Source organism: Exilibacterium tricleocarpae (assembly GCF_007004655.1).
GTDB classification, from domain to species: domain Bacteria; phylum Pseudomonadota; class Gammaproteobacteria; order Pseudomonadales; family Cellvibrionaceae; genus Exilibacterium; species Exilibacterium tricleocarpae.
This window is the reverse complement of the sequence record NZ_ML660093.1, coordinates 143,933-159,406: the sequence shown is the minus strand read 5'-3', so window position 1 is coordinate 159,406 and position 15,474 is coordinate 143,933. Positions and strand designations below refer to the sequence as shown.

Genomic DNA, 15,474 nt, shown 5'->3' with positions numbered 1-15,474 from the left:
GCGGACGCAGTGAGTATGTAGTTATGTCAAAAACGTCTTTCATAGCTCGCCTGGGGGTAACATTCAGGCTGGGCATCACCCGTAGGTTCGTGCTGCTGACCCTGGCACTTTGGCACGGCAGCCTCTGGCCGGCCGCCGGGATCGATATCACCGGCGTCGAGGGGCCGGTGGCGGATAACCTCAGGCTCCATCTATCGCGCCTCGAACCCCTGCCGGCGGCCGACCCGGAGCTGCTGCAGCAGCGCCTGCAGGGCCCGGTGACCCAGGCGCTACAGGCGTTTGGCTACTACCAGGCGGAGGTCGACTACCGCACCGACGGCGAAGCAGTGACGGTCGCTATCACACCGGGACCGGCGGTCACCTGGGGTGAAGCTGATATCCGGGTCGTCGATGGCGACCAGACACTCGATCCTGTCTTTGCCCGGATGGCGGTGCAGCACCCGTTCGAGGCGGGAACACAGATCAATCACGCCACCTACGAGAACTTTAAGCGCGAATTTCTGTCTCTGGCACAGCGGCGCGGTTACCTGGATGCGGAGCTGACCCAACACCAACTGCGCATCGACCTGACCCGCAACCGAGCGGATGTGGCGCTGGTGCTGGCCATCGGAACCGCCTACCGGATCGGCGAGATCGACTACAGCGGCAGCAATCTCTCGCCCCAATTACTGCAACAACTGACGCAACTGACGCCGGGTGAAAGCTACGACGTGAACAAAATCGGTGAAGTCTACAATCGACTGTTGAACAGCGGCTATTTCGCCGCCGTCGATATTGACACCGCGCCGCGACCGCCCGACCGGGTGCAGCTCCAGATCACGCTTGTCGATGCGCCCTCGCACCGCTACACCACCGGCGCCGGTTTTGGCACCGACACCGGGCCGCGCCTGCAACTGAGTTGGCAGCGCCCGCGTATCAATCGCCGCGGCGACAGCTTCCAGACCCGGCTGGAGGCCTCGGCCATCAGCACCGAAGTGTCGACCCAGTACCGCATTCCCTGGCACCACCCGCTGGAACGCTACCTCACCTGGAAAAACGGCTTTCAGGAAAAAGACGTGGAGGATACCGAGACCGAAATCATCACCACCGGCCTGTCCTACCACAACCTGGCCGAGGACGGCTGGCAGTACAGCTACCACGTCGACCTGGAACAGGAGACGTTTCAACAGGGCTCGGAACCGGAAAAAACCGTCACCTTCGTGGTGCCGAGCAGCAGTTGGTCGCGCACCGTGATCAGCGGCCAGGCGCGGGCACCGGACTGGGGCTACCGGCTCTGGTTCGGGCTCCAGGCCAGCAGTACCGCGCTCGGCTCGGACACCGACTTCGCGCGCCTGAGCGGCGGCCTGCGCTACCTGAACACCTGGGCGGAGAAAAACCAGGTCATTGCCCGGGCGGAACTCGGCGCCATTGTCAGCGGCGACTTTCTGGATGTGCCGGCTTCGCGACGCTTTTTCACCGGCGGCGACCAGACCGTGCGCGGCTTCGATTTCGAAACCCTGTCACCGCGCGACGCCGAGGGCGAATTGACCGGTGGCCAGTACCTTAACGCCGCCAGCCTCGAGTACCGGCGCCAGTGGCGGCCAAGCTGGCAGTGGGCAGTGTTTACCGATAGCGGCCGCGCCTACAACGACAACGCCGAGCCCTTCCATACCAGCGCCGGCATCGGCCTGCGCTGGCAGTCGCCAATCGGCGTGGTGGCGTTCGATATTGCCAAGCCGGTAGACAGCGACCGCAGCGATTCGGTGCGCCTGCATATCTATATGGGCCTGCCTTTGTGAAACCTGCTAGCGCCCTGCTGACGGGGTTAAAGGTAGTGCTGGTCATTGCCTTTTTTATCCACCTGTCAATCTACGCCGCGCTGCGTTCCAGTGTGGTCGGTCGCTATCTCGCCGATCAGGTAACCGAGCGGGTACCGGAATTCGAGGCGACGGCGATGTCGGGGAACCTGATTCAGGGATTGCGGTTCGACGCTGAATATCGCACCCGTAGTATCGCCATCACCCTGTCCCGGGCCAAACTACGCATCGGGCCCGCCTGCCTCTGGAGCCTGCAGTTGTGTATCGATGAACTGTCTGCCGACACCCTGGATATCGTCACTTACCCGGACCCGAACCCAGTGGATACCCGCGGGGAACTGCCGGCCGTCAGCACCCCGCTGCCGCTGGTATTCAGTCGGGTGCGAATGGGCTCGATAACGCTGCGCCAGGCGGGTGCGACAGTCGCGGGTCTGGAGTCCCTGGTGCTGCGCGGCAGTTGGCGCGGTGATCGCCTGCGGATCGCCAACGCGGAACTCAGGCATCCGGTTTGTCGCGGGCGGATTCAGGCGGATATCCAACTGCGGGACGCTTATCCCCTGCGCACCCGCGTTGAGTGCGATACCGACCTGCCGCTCGGCACGGTCACCGGCGACCTCAGCGGCGACCTGCAATGGCTGACCGCCAAGCTGCACAGCGCGGGGACCTGGGCTCTCGACGCAAAGGTGTCGCTATCCCCACTGGACCTCGAGCGTCCCCTGCAAGCCAGTGCCCGGTTGCGACAGCCGCTGGCATTCGGTGACGGCCGGTTCGACCTGCAAAGCGTCGCCCTGGACGTAAACGGCACCCCGCAGTCGCTCGCCGCCAACGTTAAGGTGGATTTCGGCACCGCATTCTGGGACGGGAACAATCACCTGCAACTACAGGCCGCGCTGAAACAGCCGAACCCGTCGGCGCCGCTGGCAATAACCTTGCGCAATCTCGACGGCGTCGTGTCACAACGCCAAATCAGCGGCAGCGCCGATCTGACCTGGGGCGACCAGCGCCTGGCCATCAGCGACCTGCAGTTGCGACAGGGGGTAAACCACCTGAGCGCCACCGGCTCGGTCGGCACCGACACTGCGGGCAAACTGCAGGCAGTGATCAACTTTCCCGACCTGGCGCAATTGTGGCCCGGGCTCAAAGGCACTCTGGCAGGTCCTCTGGCCCTCAGCGGTAACCTCGACCAACCCGATATAGATGCACAGTTGGATCTCCGCGGCGTCGGTTACCGGGACTTGGCAATTGACGCAGGTCGGCTCAGGTTTCATCTCGAGCAGTTGGGTCGCAAGTCCAGCGAGATTACTGCGCAACTGCAACAAGTCGCGATGGAGAACCAGACCCTCGGCGACCTCCAGTTCGCCGCCCGCGGCACCCTGGCGCAACACCAACTGAGCGCGCGCTGGCGGCATCCGGATGACTACAAGGCCAACCTGGCCTGCGGCGGGGCACTGGCGGATACCGTCTGGCGCGGACAATGCAGCGAGTTGCAGCTCGGCTTCACCCGGCAAACCTGGGCCCTGCGGGACCCGGCCCAAATGCACTTCGATCTGGCGGGGCCGAGTGCCGAACTGGCACCGCTATGTCTCGGTCTGTTATCTGCCGGCCACAACGGGGCGGTGATCTGCAGTGACAGTCCGATCACCCTGGCCGGGGATGTGGTCTCCGGTGTGTCCCTGGCCGGCGAGCGGCTGCCCTGGCAAATGTTCACGCCCTGGTTGCCCGAGACAATCAAACTTCAGGGCGAGTGGCAATTCAGCCTCCGGGGCACCCTTGCCGGCGGCGCACCCGAGGTGAGCGCGGCCATTGCCAGCAGCGCCGCGGCCGTGCACTGGCAGGCCGATACCGGCGAGCCCCTGACCATTCCGGTGACCCGTATCGCCGCCGACTTGTCACTGAATCGACAACAGGCCGAACTCAGTTGGTCCGGTGACGCTGCCGACTACGGGCGCCTGAGCGGCGGGCTGACCCTGGACCCGGAGAAAATAGAGGCAACTATCGCCATCGCCGCCGCCCGCCTGGCGCCGCTCGAGCCCCTGCTGGCCGACGCCGGGGTGGAAGCGCTGAGTGGATTGGTCGACGCCGACATTCGCGTCAGCGGCCGGCGCGACCAACCCAGCTTGCAGGGCAAACTGACGGTGTCCGACGCCAAGACCCAATTGGCCAACCTGCCGCAGCCGATCGAACAGCTCGGCATGGATATCGAGTTCGAGGGTCGCACGGCCCGCCTGCAGGGCCAGTTTCAGGCCGGCACCGCGCCGGGCACACTCAACGGCCAATTGACCTGGCTCAATCCGGGTTGGCGCGGTGAGCTGTCCGTGGATGCCGAGCGCTTGCTGTTGCGTCCCGACGACGACATGGAAGTTATCCTGTCGCCCGCGATAACACTGGCGCTGGCACCAGAGCAGATACAAATCGCCGGCAAGGTGGCAGTGCCTCGGGCCCGCGTGCGGTTGAAACAACTGCCGGCCCAGGCCGTCTCCCCCTCGCCGGACACCGTGGTGGTGGGACTGGAAAAAAGCCGGCCCGAAGGTCCCCAAGTGGTCAGCGACATCACCCTGCAACTCGGCGACGATGTGGTTTTTCGCGGGTTTGGCCTGGATACGCGACTGACCGGCGAACTGACGCTGAAACAGAGCCGCACCCAGGGTGTGCGGGCCAGGGGCGTAGTGCGCCTGCGCGAGGGGCGCTACCGCGCCTATGGCCAGGCCCTGGCCATTCGCCAGGGCGACCTGATTTTTGTCGGCGACGTGGACAATCCGCAACTGCGGGTGGAGGCGGTGCGGGAGATGGACAGCGACAGCACGGTGGTGGGACTGCGAGCTACCGGACCGGCCAGAAACCCGATCATCAATCTGTTCTCCCAACCGGACATGCCCGAGCAGGCGAAGCTGCACTACCTGCTGACCGGACAGGCGCCGGGCACCAGCGTGGAACAGGACCCCAATCTTATCGCCGCGCAGACGGCGCTCTCCCTGGGTATCAATACCAGCGATAACGTGGTCAACAAAACCGCCCGCGCGCTGGGTATCGATAATTTCAGAATGAGCGCCGAAGGCGGTCGCGACGGCCCGCAAATGCGCCTGAGCGGCTACCTCTCTTCGAACTTGCTGGTGCGCTACGGCATCGGCGTGTTCGATGCGGTCAACTCCCTGACACTGCGCTACAAAGTGGGACGCAACCTGTACCTGGAGGCAGTCAGCGGCGAGTCCAACTCGCTGGATGTCCTGTGGACTTTCGAGCGCGAATAGCGGCACTGTAACGGTGCAAAATCGGTAGTGGCGGCAAGGAAAACTATTCTGTTTTTACATCAGACTGCGAATCGACTATATTCTGCCGCACGATTGCCTATCCGACGCTCTGCCAGTTGCAACACTGAATAACCCCACAGAAGATAGTGTATATCGTCAGCGACTCTGGACCAGCAGCCGGGGCTGACCGCATTAGCTCCGATCCATCCACGCCGGACGTGGCGCAGGTGTCGACACCGCCCAGGAGATAAAGATGCCGCAAACCAATCTCTTCACCAACCAGGAGTCTCTCGACCCGAGCGATCCCTATGCACGCCAGAGACAAACGTTTCCAACTTTGACGGACGACCAAATCGCCCGCGCCAAACCGTTTGGCAGCATCGAGGATCTAGAGCGCGGCACCGTCGTGTTCGAACGCGGAGAGCGCACCGTCGACTTCTTTATTTTACTGCAGGGAACCATCGAAATTTACGAACATCGCCGCGACGGCATCAATGTGTTTACCGTTCACGGCAATCACCAGTTCACCGGCGAGCTGGATTTGTTCAACGACCGCCAGATTCTGGTTGGCGGCCGTATGGGAGAAGACGGCACGGTCTTGAGGATCAATCGCTGCAACTTTAAAAAACTCCTGTCTGCGGAGCCCGATATCGGTGAAACAGTCATGCGCGCTTTTATACTGCGCCGCATGGGGTTGATTTCACATAAACAGGGTTCGGTGACCCTGATTACCAACAAGCTGTCGGCAGACGCCCTGCGCATCGAGCGCTTTCTGCGCCGCAACGGTTATCCCGTTGACATCATGGAGTGCACCAGTGAAGACTGTGCTGAACTCATGGAAAAATATGAGTTGGCCGAGGAGAGCTTACCGGCGGTTGTGATTCACCTGGGTGAGAGGGTCGTGTCCAAACCTTCCAACTATCAATTGGCCGAATGCCTGGGCCTGGTTGAGGAGATCGAGCCGGACCACGTCTACGATGTCGCTATTGTCGGCGCCGGACCGGCGGGCCTGTCGGCGGCGGTATACGCCGCTTCCGAGGGGCTGAGCACACTCCTGCTGGAACAGGAGGCGCCCGGCGGACAGGCCGGTACCAGTTCCAAAATAGAGAACTACCTCGGCTTTCCCACCGGAATATCCGGCCAGGCTTTGGCGGGGCGGGCCCAGATACAGGCGCAGAAATTCGGCGCCAAGATTGCATTGCCCCACGGGGTTACCGATATTGTGCGCGAAAACGGTAAAGCCTACACACTCAGTCTCTGTGACCAGCAAAAAATCACCGCCAAGTGCGTGGTGGTAACCACCGGCGCGACCTATCGCACCCTGGGCATCGAAGATGACCGGCGCTTCGACAACGCCGGCGTCTACTATGCGGCAACGGCAATGGAAGCGGGTCTGTGTGAAAATTCAGATGTTATCGTGGTCGGCGGCGGCAACTCCGCCGGACAGGCGGCGGTATTTTTGTCCGGCCATGCGCGCCACGTCCATATACTGGTGCGCGGCCCGGGCCTCGGCGCCACCATGTCCGATTACCTGGTGGGGCGCATCAACTCCTCCGAAAAAATTACGCTCCACACCCAGACACAAATCACCCGCCTCGACGGCGAGCGACATCTGGAAACGGTAACCTGGCATGACAGCAAGAATGATAAAAGCGAGACACATCCCATCAGGCATGTGTTTCTTATGATCGGCGCCATGCCCAACACCGATTGGTTGCAAAACTGTGTTCAACTCGACGATAAGGGTTTTGTCTGCACAGGACTGCAGATTGCCGACAACGAGGCCTGGGAACTGGCGCGCAGTCCGATGATGCTGGAAACCAGTGCCCCGGGTATTTTTGCCGCCGGCGATGTGCGCTCCGGCTCGATTAAACGGGTGGCATCAGGTGTCGGTGAAGGGTCGATGTCGATCAGCCAGGTGCATCAGTACCTGGCTGACTATTGAGATCGAAAGCCGTCATTTCTCACACGCTCGGGGTTCTTCAACAAAGCCCTGGGTGTTTATCGCAGCGGCTCGATATGACAACCGGCTCACGCCGACTGCAACAGTGGCGGATTGGACACTGACTGATAGTGCCGGAGTCAAGCAGGTACCGTATCCCGCTCCATCGCCAGGGTGTTGAGCATAGCAAAAGCGAACTTTTGTGCGACCCGCATTAATTCAATCGATTGTTCTTTGCCGCGTGCGTTTGTTGGTGTCATTTGGAAAGAAAATTGCAGCAGATCCGCTTCGGAAAACGGAATGAAATAATCCACCTGGTTTTTAAACGGACGGCAAAAAAACACCTTGATGTCATTGATGGATGCCTCCTTGATCGCAAAGCGAAGGTTGCCGCCGGACTCGGGTCGGTCATCTTCACCATCGCTGCTAACCGGTGCAACGGACGGCAGCTCGTCAAACTGGTGGGTCGCGCCGGAGTAGTAGTTTTGTATCCATATGCTCGCCGTATCGAGTTGGTAGAGATCCCGGTATATTCGACGTTCGTTGGGTGTGACACCCAGGCCACGCAGAAAGAAAGAGAGTGTCGCATGCGAACGGGAGAGCAGGTTAGCGGGGTAAAGACGCCAGGCGGAGTGGTAAATATCGATGACACAACGGCCGAGCCTGTCGTTACAGTCATACTCTGTTTTCGCTACGGTGTTTAAGAAAGGACGCCGGTCAATCGTGTTCCCGAGCGCGTCTTTGCCGACTCTGGCAGTGGCTTTCGGAACCTTGATCCGCAGGCGGGTGCGAAACAGCAAAATGTCATACCAGGGTGACTTTTGAAGACTTGCCGCTTTTACCCGTGGCAGTGCGGTTGATGCCTGGTTCACAGTACCTCCGACAGTGGCTTTATGTGTGGCAGTATATGGCGCAATTCTACGTCAAACAGGCACCGAATAGTGTCGACTGTGTTGAAAATTGAGGCAACCTGGGGACAGTTCACCTAACTCAGTCTTTTCCTGGCATGAAAGCTGGATAGACTTACAGCAGCCGGTAGAGATTAAACTGTCTCCGGAAGACCCGTCCTAAACGCATATTGGGGTCGACCGGTTAAGGGACAGCACCCATGGCCTCAATCTCTATCAGGGCATTGTAGTGCAGGTTAGGCACGGGAACGACGACCCGCGCGGGTTTGTGGTCGCCGAGATAGCGGGCATAGACCGTATTTACATCGGGCCAAAGCGCTATGTCGCTGATGTACACACTCACTTTCAGCAAATTATCCATTGAGCTGCCCGCCGCCTCGAGGATCGCCTTAATATTGTCCAGGCAACGGCTTGTCTGCCGCTCGATATCACCGGCTTCAGCATCGTCCATACCCGGCAACCGCCCCAACTGCCCGGATATATGGATCACTCCCCTATGGACCACCGCCTGGGCGTAGTGCCCCGCGGGGGTGGTTGCATTTTCAGTTTCGACGATCTTCATAAACCACCAGGTTCTCCTCACTAAAAATCTGCCTCAGTTTAATCATCTTAGCGCCTAAATGCTATAAGACGACTGGGCACCTGGACCCTATACAGGGTCGGTTGCGACGCGAACAATTGACAGATGCGGCGGTTAATACCATAGCGCCGTTTATGACCAAAAAAAGTCTATTGCGTATGCGCGTTTTTCATTGGACTCCTAAGGCTTTTGAAAACCTGCACCCGAATACCTGTAAAGAAAATAATAGCGACGAGCAACGGCCACTGTTACCGTTCGGGAATATATGGCTGTCAGTCCAGCGAGGTTAAATTGCTCGCATTATAAAGAATGTATAACCGTAATCACTTTGATACTCTTTGAAGAATTGCATTTCTTCTTCGGTGTCACTGATTACAGTCTGCATGACGCTATCGGTGGTATCTTTTAATTTCATTATGTTTTTACGAAGAGGGTTATAATAATTGTCCCACCAAGCTTTCGAGGGCAGCCGGTGTGCTGCAAGAACCTGAAATCCCGATGCGTTAATTAAATCAACATTACCTGCTTCGGTCTTGATCCCCGGATAAAGGCCCGTCATATACTGCGCGACGGCTTCAGGAGCCGGATTTGAAAAGTAAGTCATTTCTGAAATAACCACAATCCCATCCGCAGCCATAAGCGGTCTCCAGACCTTTAGTGCCTTCTCAACGGTTATCGTATATGCAGCACCCTCGGACCATAAAAGATCAATTGTCCCCGGCTCCCAATCCAAATTCCCCATATCGCACGCGATGGGTTCAATCAAGTCCTCCAAGCCTTCCAGCCTGGCCTGGTGCATCATTTGATCCAGGAAAGTCTTTGAGAAATCTACAGCTTTAACCTTAGAACGATACTTTTTGGCAAGTATTAAAGTCCCCGCTCCCGCGCCGCAACCTATATCCGCAATTCGTGGACTGGGTGGCAGCTCGGGTAGTCGATCGATTATGTAATCAGTGAAACTGGCATCACCCGGCCCCTGCCTTGCAAGACCGCTGTGCAGTTTGACAAGTGCTTCGGTATATTTTTCCTGATCTTCCATTGGTTACCTTAATAGTCTTTTGATCCAATCAGTTGCGGTAGCAAAAGTTTCAACCATATTATTGTGCCCAAGGCCCGAGAAAAGTACATAATCGTAACTGTGGCCCGCAGTTCTTAATGTTTGCAGTCTCCGAATAGACAAATCAACAGGAATACTCCCGTCCTCCTCTCCATATATCCAAAACCCGGGAATCGTCAGTTTTGCCAGGCTTTCGCTTGGATCCATATCTTTACCCAAGAAATCCGGCCAGATATATTTTTCTTTCCTTGAATTGAGCGCTTCGTCGTAACTCGGCACCTCCCTTCCGTCGACATCGGCAGTATATTTACTGAATATGTCCTCTTCACTCACTTTACAAACGGGACCGCTCCATAAGACTATAAAACTTACAGCCTCACTCTTCTCTGCAGCCAAAGGCACAATCCAAGCGGCCTGGCTTATACCTGTTAAACCCAGAGCGGTTCCTTTTAACGCCGGATGATTTGCGAGTGTGTTCAAGGCTGAAACCGCATCGTCCGCCAGCAGGGTTATATTCTTTTCGCTAACGCTCTGCTTACTCTCATATCTACCACCTGACTTTCCAACACCTCGCTTATCGTAGACCATCGCTGCAATACCTTCCCTGGCGAAGCGCTTTGCCCAGTCTATATTTTTTGTTTGCTTTCCTGAGCCATGCACAAATACCACGGCGGAGTGTATTTCCTTTTCCACAGGAAAAACTATCGATCCGGATAATTTGTCGCCGTGACTATAAAATTCAGCATTCTCAATTTTATAGTCTTCGCCAAAGACTTGAATACTGTAAATAAGAAAAAATACGATAACTGTTGTCTTGTTCATATACATTGGTGGTCTGTTAATAGTCCTTGTCTGATATCAAACACCCTACTCTGTTCGCACCCCTGTAGCTTAAAGTACATAAATTCCGTAGTTTCCGTTACAGAGGCTTATAGCTGAGGGTTACCTTCGCATATGACTTGATTTATATCAATACGGAGAACCCCTTTCGACGCCACACTCCCAACCTCGACCGTTTTACCCGCCCGTATACCTTTATCCTGACAGGAGAGGAAACAACAAATGGAGCTGGTGTGTCCGGCCGGCAGCCTGCCGGCCCTGAAAGTTGCTGTAGACAACGGCGCCGATGCGGTATATATCGGCTTTAACGACGCCACCAACGCCCGCCATTTCAGCGGCCTTAACTTTACCGATCGCAAGGCGACAAAGGCGCTGGACTACACTCGCCGACACCATACCAAGGTATTCGTGGCAATAAACACCTACCCGCAACCCGCCGGCTGGCCCCGGTGGCAGCGGGCGGTCGATATCGCAGCAGACCTCGATGTCAGTGCCCTTATTCCGACACTGGCAGAGATCGGTATCAAAGCGATCAAACTGGAGGGCCGCCAGCGCAGCCCCGCCTATGTGGAACAGGTGGTGCGGGTATGGCGCCAGGCCCCCAGGTGCGCTTGACAGTATAGGCCGACGCCTCACCCATTCGGCAGATCATATATAGCTTGATTCGACCTCAGTCGGCATTGATGGAGATCAACTGTCAGAATGATAGGCATTTTAGCCCGGACTTTGAGACGTGCCGGTTGACTTCTGTCTAAAAGTATCGCGTCAAACGAACGGTGATATTGCTGTCTCGTTCCTGTTGCGCTAAAGGCTCGCTATCCGGTGAGGATAAAATTTGGGCCTCAACTTCAAATTTCATATTCTCACCGATACGGGTTTCAAATTCGATAGAACCGAAGGTCGCACCACTTTCCCAATCGACAACCGCCCCGGCCAAAAGCTCACTCTCCTGCACATCGTTCCAAGTGATGCGTGTGCCGAGAAACACATCATTTTCGAACAGGGTTAAGGCAGTTTGCGTTTCATCGCGGTTGTCGTACAAACCTTCCGCCAGGATGCCCACGTCAATACCACTTTCTTTGACATCAAAGAACGTATACTCGAATCCGGCAACACTTGAGATATACGTTTCACCGCCGGAATGAGCCGCAATCCCTTCAAACTTCAAAAGCCAGGCATCGCTTGTCCACTGTAAATCAACACCACCTTGCGTCAGCTCTTGATAGACGGGAATGAGACGTGATCCATCGCCATTAAGCTTAAAAAATGGGGAACGGTTTGTGCCATAAAATATATGCGCGCCAATATCGAACTTATCAATCTGGTGCTGATACCGTAAAGCAAAATCACCGGCGAACTCTTCGCCCCCACGTTCAAATTCTGCAGCATCGGTGTCAACAACCAGCGGCCCACGTTGCCGCCCATCTTTACCCGGGAAAGTGCGCTCACGGAAGTAGGGAAGATAATAGGCTTCAAAGCGACCAACATCCGTGAATTTACCAAGTCTTACCAAAGGTTGACCGAGCTTGTCGGTTTCGTCGTTATTTTCCACCCCGTCAAACTGGTTGATGATATCCACCACGTTCCGGCTTTCAGCTACTCCCCAAAAGACCTGCGCGCTTCCAACCAGGAGATCAAAGTCACTCAGGCGCTGGCTGTAGGTCAGCTCCCGCAGGTCAAAGTGCGTGCGTTCACTATCTTGCGCATCTACACGTAAAAAGGGTTCAAACCGAACACGCTTTTTGCGGTCATCAGACACCCATCGTCCTTCAACACCGAAAGCCACAGAGGGTTGAACATGTTCCAGCTGCCCGTCGAAAGCAGGGCTGTCGGGGAAATATCGCAGCTCCACGCCGATATTGGGTGTAAATGTCGGCGCCCCTGCCAAAACCACACGTCCAAACGGTAACAGCACAATAGCTGCTAAAATCGCTGTCTTATAACTGGCTAAGTGCTGAAGGTTTGAATTCATTATCGTCCAGATCTATTCCAAATTTATAGGATTTTGCGCGCAGCGTTGTACTCTTCCCCGTCAGGTGATTATTCATCTCCTGCATCATCGGGCGGTAAATAGTGCCGCCATAGTTTTTAAACTCTGATTGGGTCAGCGTCTTAAAATGCGTCGCGCCGCGATTATAAAACTCGATCTTTCGCAACTGACTGATATCTTGATCGATATAGGCAATCAGGTAGGTATAACCTGAACGCTTGTAGCGCGGGGTCTGTTTTATCTTATCAACGGCCATCCCATCCAATGTAGTCTCTTCCAGCCACTCATAACTATACTTGCCAAGTTCAGCGGCAGTCAGGTCCTCAAAGGCGAACTCAGACCCTACAAATGGGCCGGATTTGTTTGAGGATGAAATCCGCTTGACCCGCGCCAGCTCCGGCAGGTACAGCCACTGGTCGTCGGAGTCAAGGATTTTGGCGTGAGAGAGCAAGGCGGTGCCCTCTACATCGGGCGGGGTAAAGAAGAGCGTCACGGATTTATCGCCCACATCCTCGTTGGGTTTTTCCTGTGTCTTAATCTCCAACGTCCGCGTGGTGGTTTGTCCCGCGGCATTTTTTAAGGTCATCTCCAACTGCGCGATGCTGGAACCAAAACCTCTATCCATACGATCGGACTTGGCTGCAATCCGGAAGCCTTTTTCCTGTGGTGTTTCAGCCACTGTGGGTATAGACAGCGCCAGTGCACTAACCATGACAATCAAAGGAATCAATGTTTTCATAAGCGATTCTCCTTTTCTTTTGAATTAAAACTTAACAGACCGGGCATAATCAGGAAATTAATTACCATCGCAAGCATGATGGCAATCGCAGTCAGCAACCCCATGTCGGTATTCGGTTTGAAAGCAGACGTAGCGAGCAGGGCAAAACCAGCCGTTAGAATCGCCGTGGTGGCCACAATCGCTGTACCTGCAGTGTCAAAGGCATACAGGATACTTTCCTGATTATTCTTGCCATAATGACGTCTGGCTGACATGAATTTGGAAACCAGGTGAACCGTATAATCGATCACCAACCCAATGGCTACCGCCCCAACAGCAGCAATCGAGAAACCAACCGTGCCGGAAACGACCGCCCAGATCCCGAACGCTACAAAAACCGGGATAGCGTTGAGGATAATACTAAGCAAGCCAATCCCTGCCGATCTAAAAAAAACGGTCATGATAATAAAGATCGCGACAATCAATACCAGCCCGCCTTCAAACATCGCCTGAACATTGCGGTCGGCAATATAGTTGAACAGCGTCGTGTTTCCGGTGGGGCTGACTGTAGCACCGAATTGTGAATTTTTCTCCATCCAGTCTGTTGCGTTTTTTATCAAGGTACGCGCCTCGACTGTTGACGTATCCCTAATCGTCGCTGTTACGCGAGTGCGCTGACGATCGATGTCAATACGATCATTGAGGTCAAGCCCGTAGGGGAGCGACAACTCATACACCAAAAGATACTGGCTGGCGAGTTTACGATTGTCGGGAATATCGTAAAAGTCCGGCTTATCTTCATTCAGGTTTTTATTCAGACGCTTCATAATGTCCGATACCGAATAGACATGCGCGACTTCGGGCTGCATTCTAAGCCATTCAGAAAAAGCTTTGACATCCTGCAAAAATACAGGCTCCAGGACATTTTGAGGCGCGCTGGAATCAATCACAAATTCGATATTATCCGTGCCGAAGTGTGGGCGCGTAGCATCAATCGCCTGGCGAATCTTTATGTTTTCGTCAAAATATTTTGACCAGACATCGTTAAACTCAAGGCGCGGGATGAGCGATATCGCAACAGCACATGTAGCCGCTGTCAGGATGAAAGCGGCGTAACGCCTCCTCAGAATCGCCGCGCCCAGGGACTTCATCACCGATCCGTTCTGCTTGTCTTTCGGCAAAACTTCATATTTTACGGGTAACAGCGTTAGCACTGCCGGCAGGAATGTGATGGAGAGTATCCACGCCATAAAAATCCCAGCGGCGGCCATATTACCAAGGTGGTGAAATGGCGGTGAATCCGAGAAATTCAAGCTCAGAAATCCAATCGCTGTTGTAATGGAAGTCAAAGTCACAGGAAATGTATTCGTCGCTGTCGCTTCAACAATCGCCGGGAGCTTCTCAAGTCCACGCTGCATCTTTTGCCGCATAGCCGCAATGATATGCACGGCATCGGCAATGGCGATCGTTAAAATAATCGTCGATGCACCGACTGAGATCGGCGTAAGTTCAATGCTGAGCCACCCCCCAAAGCCCATGCCGAATATCGTGGAGAGAATCACTATAAGTAAGCCTGCGACCGTGGCCCACAGAGAGCGCAGAACCAAAAGCATGACAACAGTGATCAGAAGATACATGGCGGGAATCAGCGTTGCGGAATCCTGCATCGCAACCTCACTGAATGCTGAGGACAGCATGGATGCGCCAGTGAGTTTAATATCAATACTTGGATATTGCTCTAGAATTTCTGCTTGTATATCCCTGGCAGCTTGCGCTGCCCCCAACACATCCTCGGCAATTTTTCGATCTACCTGCAAAACAGCATTGATGATAGTGGCGGTACCATTTGAGGCGGTGATAAACTCGTGGAGCAGCGGCTCATTTTCAGCAATACGCTGTAGTCTTTCCATCTGGCCGGGTTGAGCAATCTCGCTTTTCTCGAAAATCAAGTCCTCGACGATGAGGTCATCGCCCTCGGCGTAGGTGTGCTGGAAGTTCGTTAAACTGTCAACGCGCGAAACAAAAGGCAGACGCCATGCTTTAGTCGTGATATCATGAATGGCCTCAATTACTCTGGGTTGATAGATGTCGCCTTCCTTCGGGATTACAACAAAGCTAATGTTATCCGCTTTCCCGTATGTGGCTTCAAAGTCCAGAAAAATTTGAAGCTCGGGGTTCTCATCCCCGAAAAAGATTTGGTAGTCACCGGAAAAACCTAAGTTCTTACCACCGTAGCCACCAGCGATAACAAGAGCGATGCACATGAAAATGGTAAGCCACGCCCGTTTCACAGAAAATTCAGCCAGCGTTTTTCCGAGATTTTCAACGGATAGTGTAATCTGCGCCATAAGTTTGTGTCCTTGATCAATCTTACACTATAATAAAAGTGAACTGT

11 protein-coding genes are annotated in these 15,474 nt (G+C 55.2%); 4 read left to right on the top strand and 7 right to left on the bottom strand.

The window, feature by feature from the left end; genetic code table 11:
* Positions 1–23: 23 nt before the first annotated feature.
* The 3 genes from FKG94_RS12270 (at position 24) to FKG94_RS12260 (ending at position 6,989) form a co-directional block, all read left to right on the top strand.
* On the top strand, positions 24–1,778 hold the full coding sequence (locus FKG94_RS12270) for an autotransporter assembly complex protein TamA (protein WP_142904625.1): 1,755 nt from the start codon (positions 24–26) through the stop codon (positions 1,776–1,778).
* Positions 1,775–5,044, top strand: a complete 3,270-nt coding sequence (locus tag FKG94_RS12265; RefSeq protein ID WP_142904624.1) for a translocation/assembly module TamB domain-containing protein — start codon at positions 1,775–1,777, stop codon at positions 5,042–5,044. Before FKG94_RS12270 ends, FKG94_RS12265 begins: the two co-directional genes overlap by 4 nt.
* Before the next feature lie 253 nt (positions 5,045–5,297).
* Positions 5,298–6,989 (top strand): FAD-dependent oxidoreductase, encoded by a 1,692-nt coding sequence (locus tag FKG94_RS12260; RefSeq protein ID WP_142904623.1) that lies wholly within the window; start codon positions 5,298–5,300, stop codon positions 6,987–6,989.
* A gap of 137 nt (positions 6,990–7,126) precedes the next feature.
* Here FKG94_RS12260 and FKG94_RS12255 read toward each other — a convergent pair whose 3' ends face one another.
* The 4 genes from FKG94_RS12255 to FKG94_RS12240 form a co-directional block, all read right to left on the bottom strand.
* Positions 7,127–7,786, bottom strand: a complete 660-nt coding sequence (locus FKG94_RS12255) for a hypothetical protein (RefSeq protein WP_142904622.1) — start codon at positions 7,784–7,786, stop codon at positions 7,127–7,129.
* A gap of 292 nt (positions 7,787–8,078) precedes the next feature.
* On the bottom strand, positions 8,079–8,456 hold the full coding sequence (locus FKG94_RS12250; protein ID WP_142904621.1) for a RidA family protein: 378 nt from the start codon (positions 8,454–8,456) through the stop codon (positions 8,079–8,081).
* 304 nt (positions 8,457–8,760) lie between these two features.
* A complete protein-coding gene (locus FKG94_RS12245; protein ID WP_142904620.1) occupies positions 8,761–9,513 on the bottom strand; it encodes an SAM-dependent methyltransferase in 753 nt (250 codons plus the stop codon).
* Positions 9,514–9,516: 3 nt separating this feature from the next.
* Complete coding sequence (locus FKG94_RS12240) at positions 9,517–10,353, bottom strand: alpha/beta hydrolase family protein (RefSeq protein ID WP_179957616.1); 837 nt, start codon at positions 10,351–10,353, stop codon at positions 9,517–9,519.
* 240 nt (positions 10,354–10,593) lie between these two features.
* On the opposite strand from FKG94_RS12240, the gene FKG94_RS12235 reads away from it, so the two are divergent.
* Positions 10,594–10,986, top strand: a complete 393-nt coding sequence (locus FKG94_RS12235) for a peptidase U32 family protein (RefSeq protein WP_142904618.1) — start codon at positions 10,594–10,596, stop codon at positions 10,984–10,986.
* A 136-nt stretch (positions 10,987–11,122) separates the two neighbouring features.
* Here FKG94_RS12235 and FKG94_RS12230 read toward each other — a convergent pair whose 3' ends face one another.
* The 3 genes from FKG94_RS12230 to FKG94_RS12220 are packed head-to-tail and all read right to left on the bottom strand — an operon-like array spanning position 11,123 to position 15,427.
* Positions 11,123–12,343 (bottom strand): hypothetical protein, encoded by a 1,221-nt coding sequence (locus FKG94_RS12230; RefSeq protein ID WP_142904617.1) that lies wholly within the window; start codon positions 12,341–12,343, stop codon positions 11,123–11,125.
* A complete protein-coding gene (locus tag FKG94_RS12225; RefSeq protein ID WP_142904616.1) occupies positions 12,309–13,100 on the bottom strand; it encodes an outer membrane lipoprotein-sorting protein in 792 nt (263 codons plus the stop codon). Before FKG94_RS12225 ends, FKG94_RS12230 begins: the two co-directional genes overlap by 35 nt.
* Positions 13,097–15,427: an efflux RND transporter permease subunit gene (locus FKG94_RS12220; protein ID WP_142904615.1), complete on the bottom strand. Its 2,331-nt coding sequence runs from the start codon at positions 15,425–15,427 to the stop codon at positions 13,097–13,099. The genes FKG94_RS12225 and FKG94_RS12220 overlap by 4 nt, the downstream gene beginning before the upstream one ends.
* Positions 15,428–15,474 lie beyond the last annotated feature (47 nt).

Coding starts and splice junctions, on each gene's coding strand:
- FKG94_RS12270 (WP_142904625.1), top strand. CDS start 24: ATGTCAAAAACGTCTTTCATAGCTCGCCTGGGGGTAACATTCAGGCTG.
- FKG94_RS12260 (WP_142904623.1), top strand. CDS start 5,298: ATGCCGCAAACCAATCTCTTCACCAACCAGGAGTCTCTCGACCCGAGC.
- FKG94_RS12250 (WP_142904621.1), bottom strand. CDS start 8,456: ATGAAGATCGTCGAAACTGAAAATGCAACCACCCCCGCGGGGCACTAC.
- FKG94_RS12245 (WP_142904620.1), bottom strand. CDS start 9,513: ATGGAAGATCAGGAAAAATATACCGAAGCACTTGTCAAACTGCACAGC.
- FKG94_RS12240 (WP_179957616.1), bottom strand. CDS start 10,353: ATGAACAAGACAACAGTTATCGTATTTTTTCTTATTTACAGTATTCAA.
- FKG94_RS12235 (WP_142904618.1), top strand. CDS start 10,594: ATGGAGCTGGTGTGTCCGGCCGGCAGCCTGCCGGCCCTGAAAGTTGCT.
- FKG94_RS12230 (WP_142904617.1), bottom strand. CDS start 12,343: ATGAATTCAAACCTTCAGCACTTAGCCAGTTATAAGACAGCGATTTTA.
- FKG94_RS12225 (WP_142904616.1), bottom strand. CDS start 13,100: ATGAAAACATTGATTCCTTTGATTGTCATGGTTAGTGCACTGGCGCTG.
- FKG94_RS12220 (WP_142904615.1), bottom strand. CDS start 15,427: ATGGCGCAGATTACACTATCCGTTGAAAATCTCGGAAAAACGCTGGCT.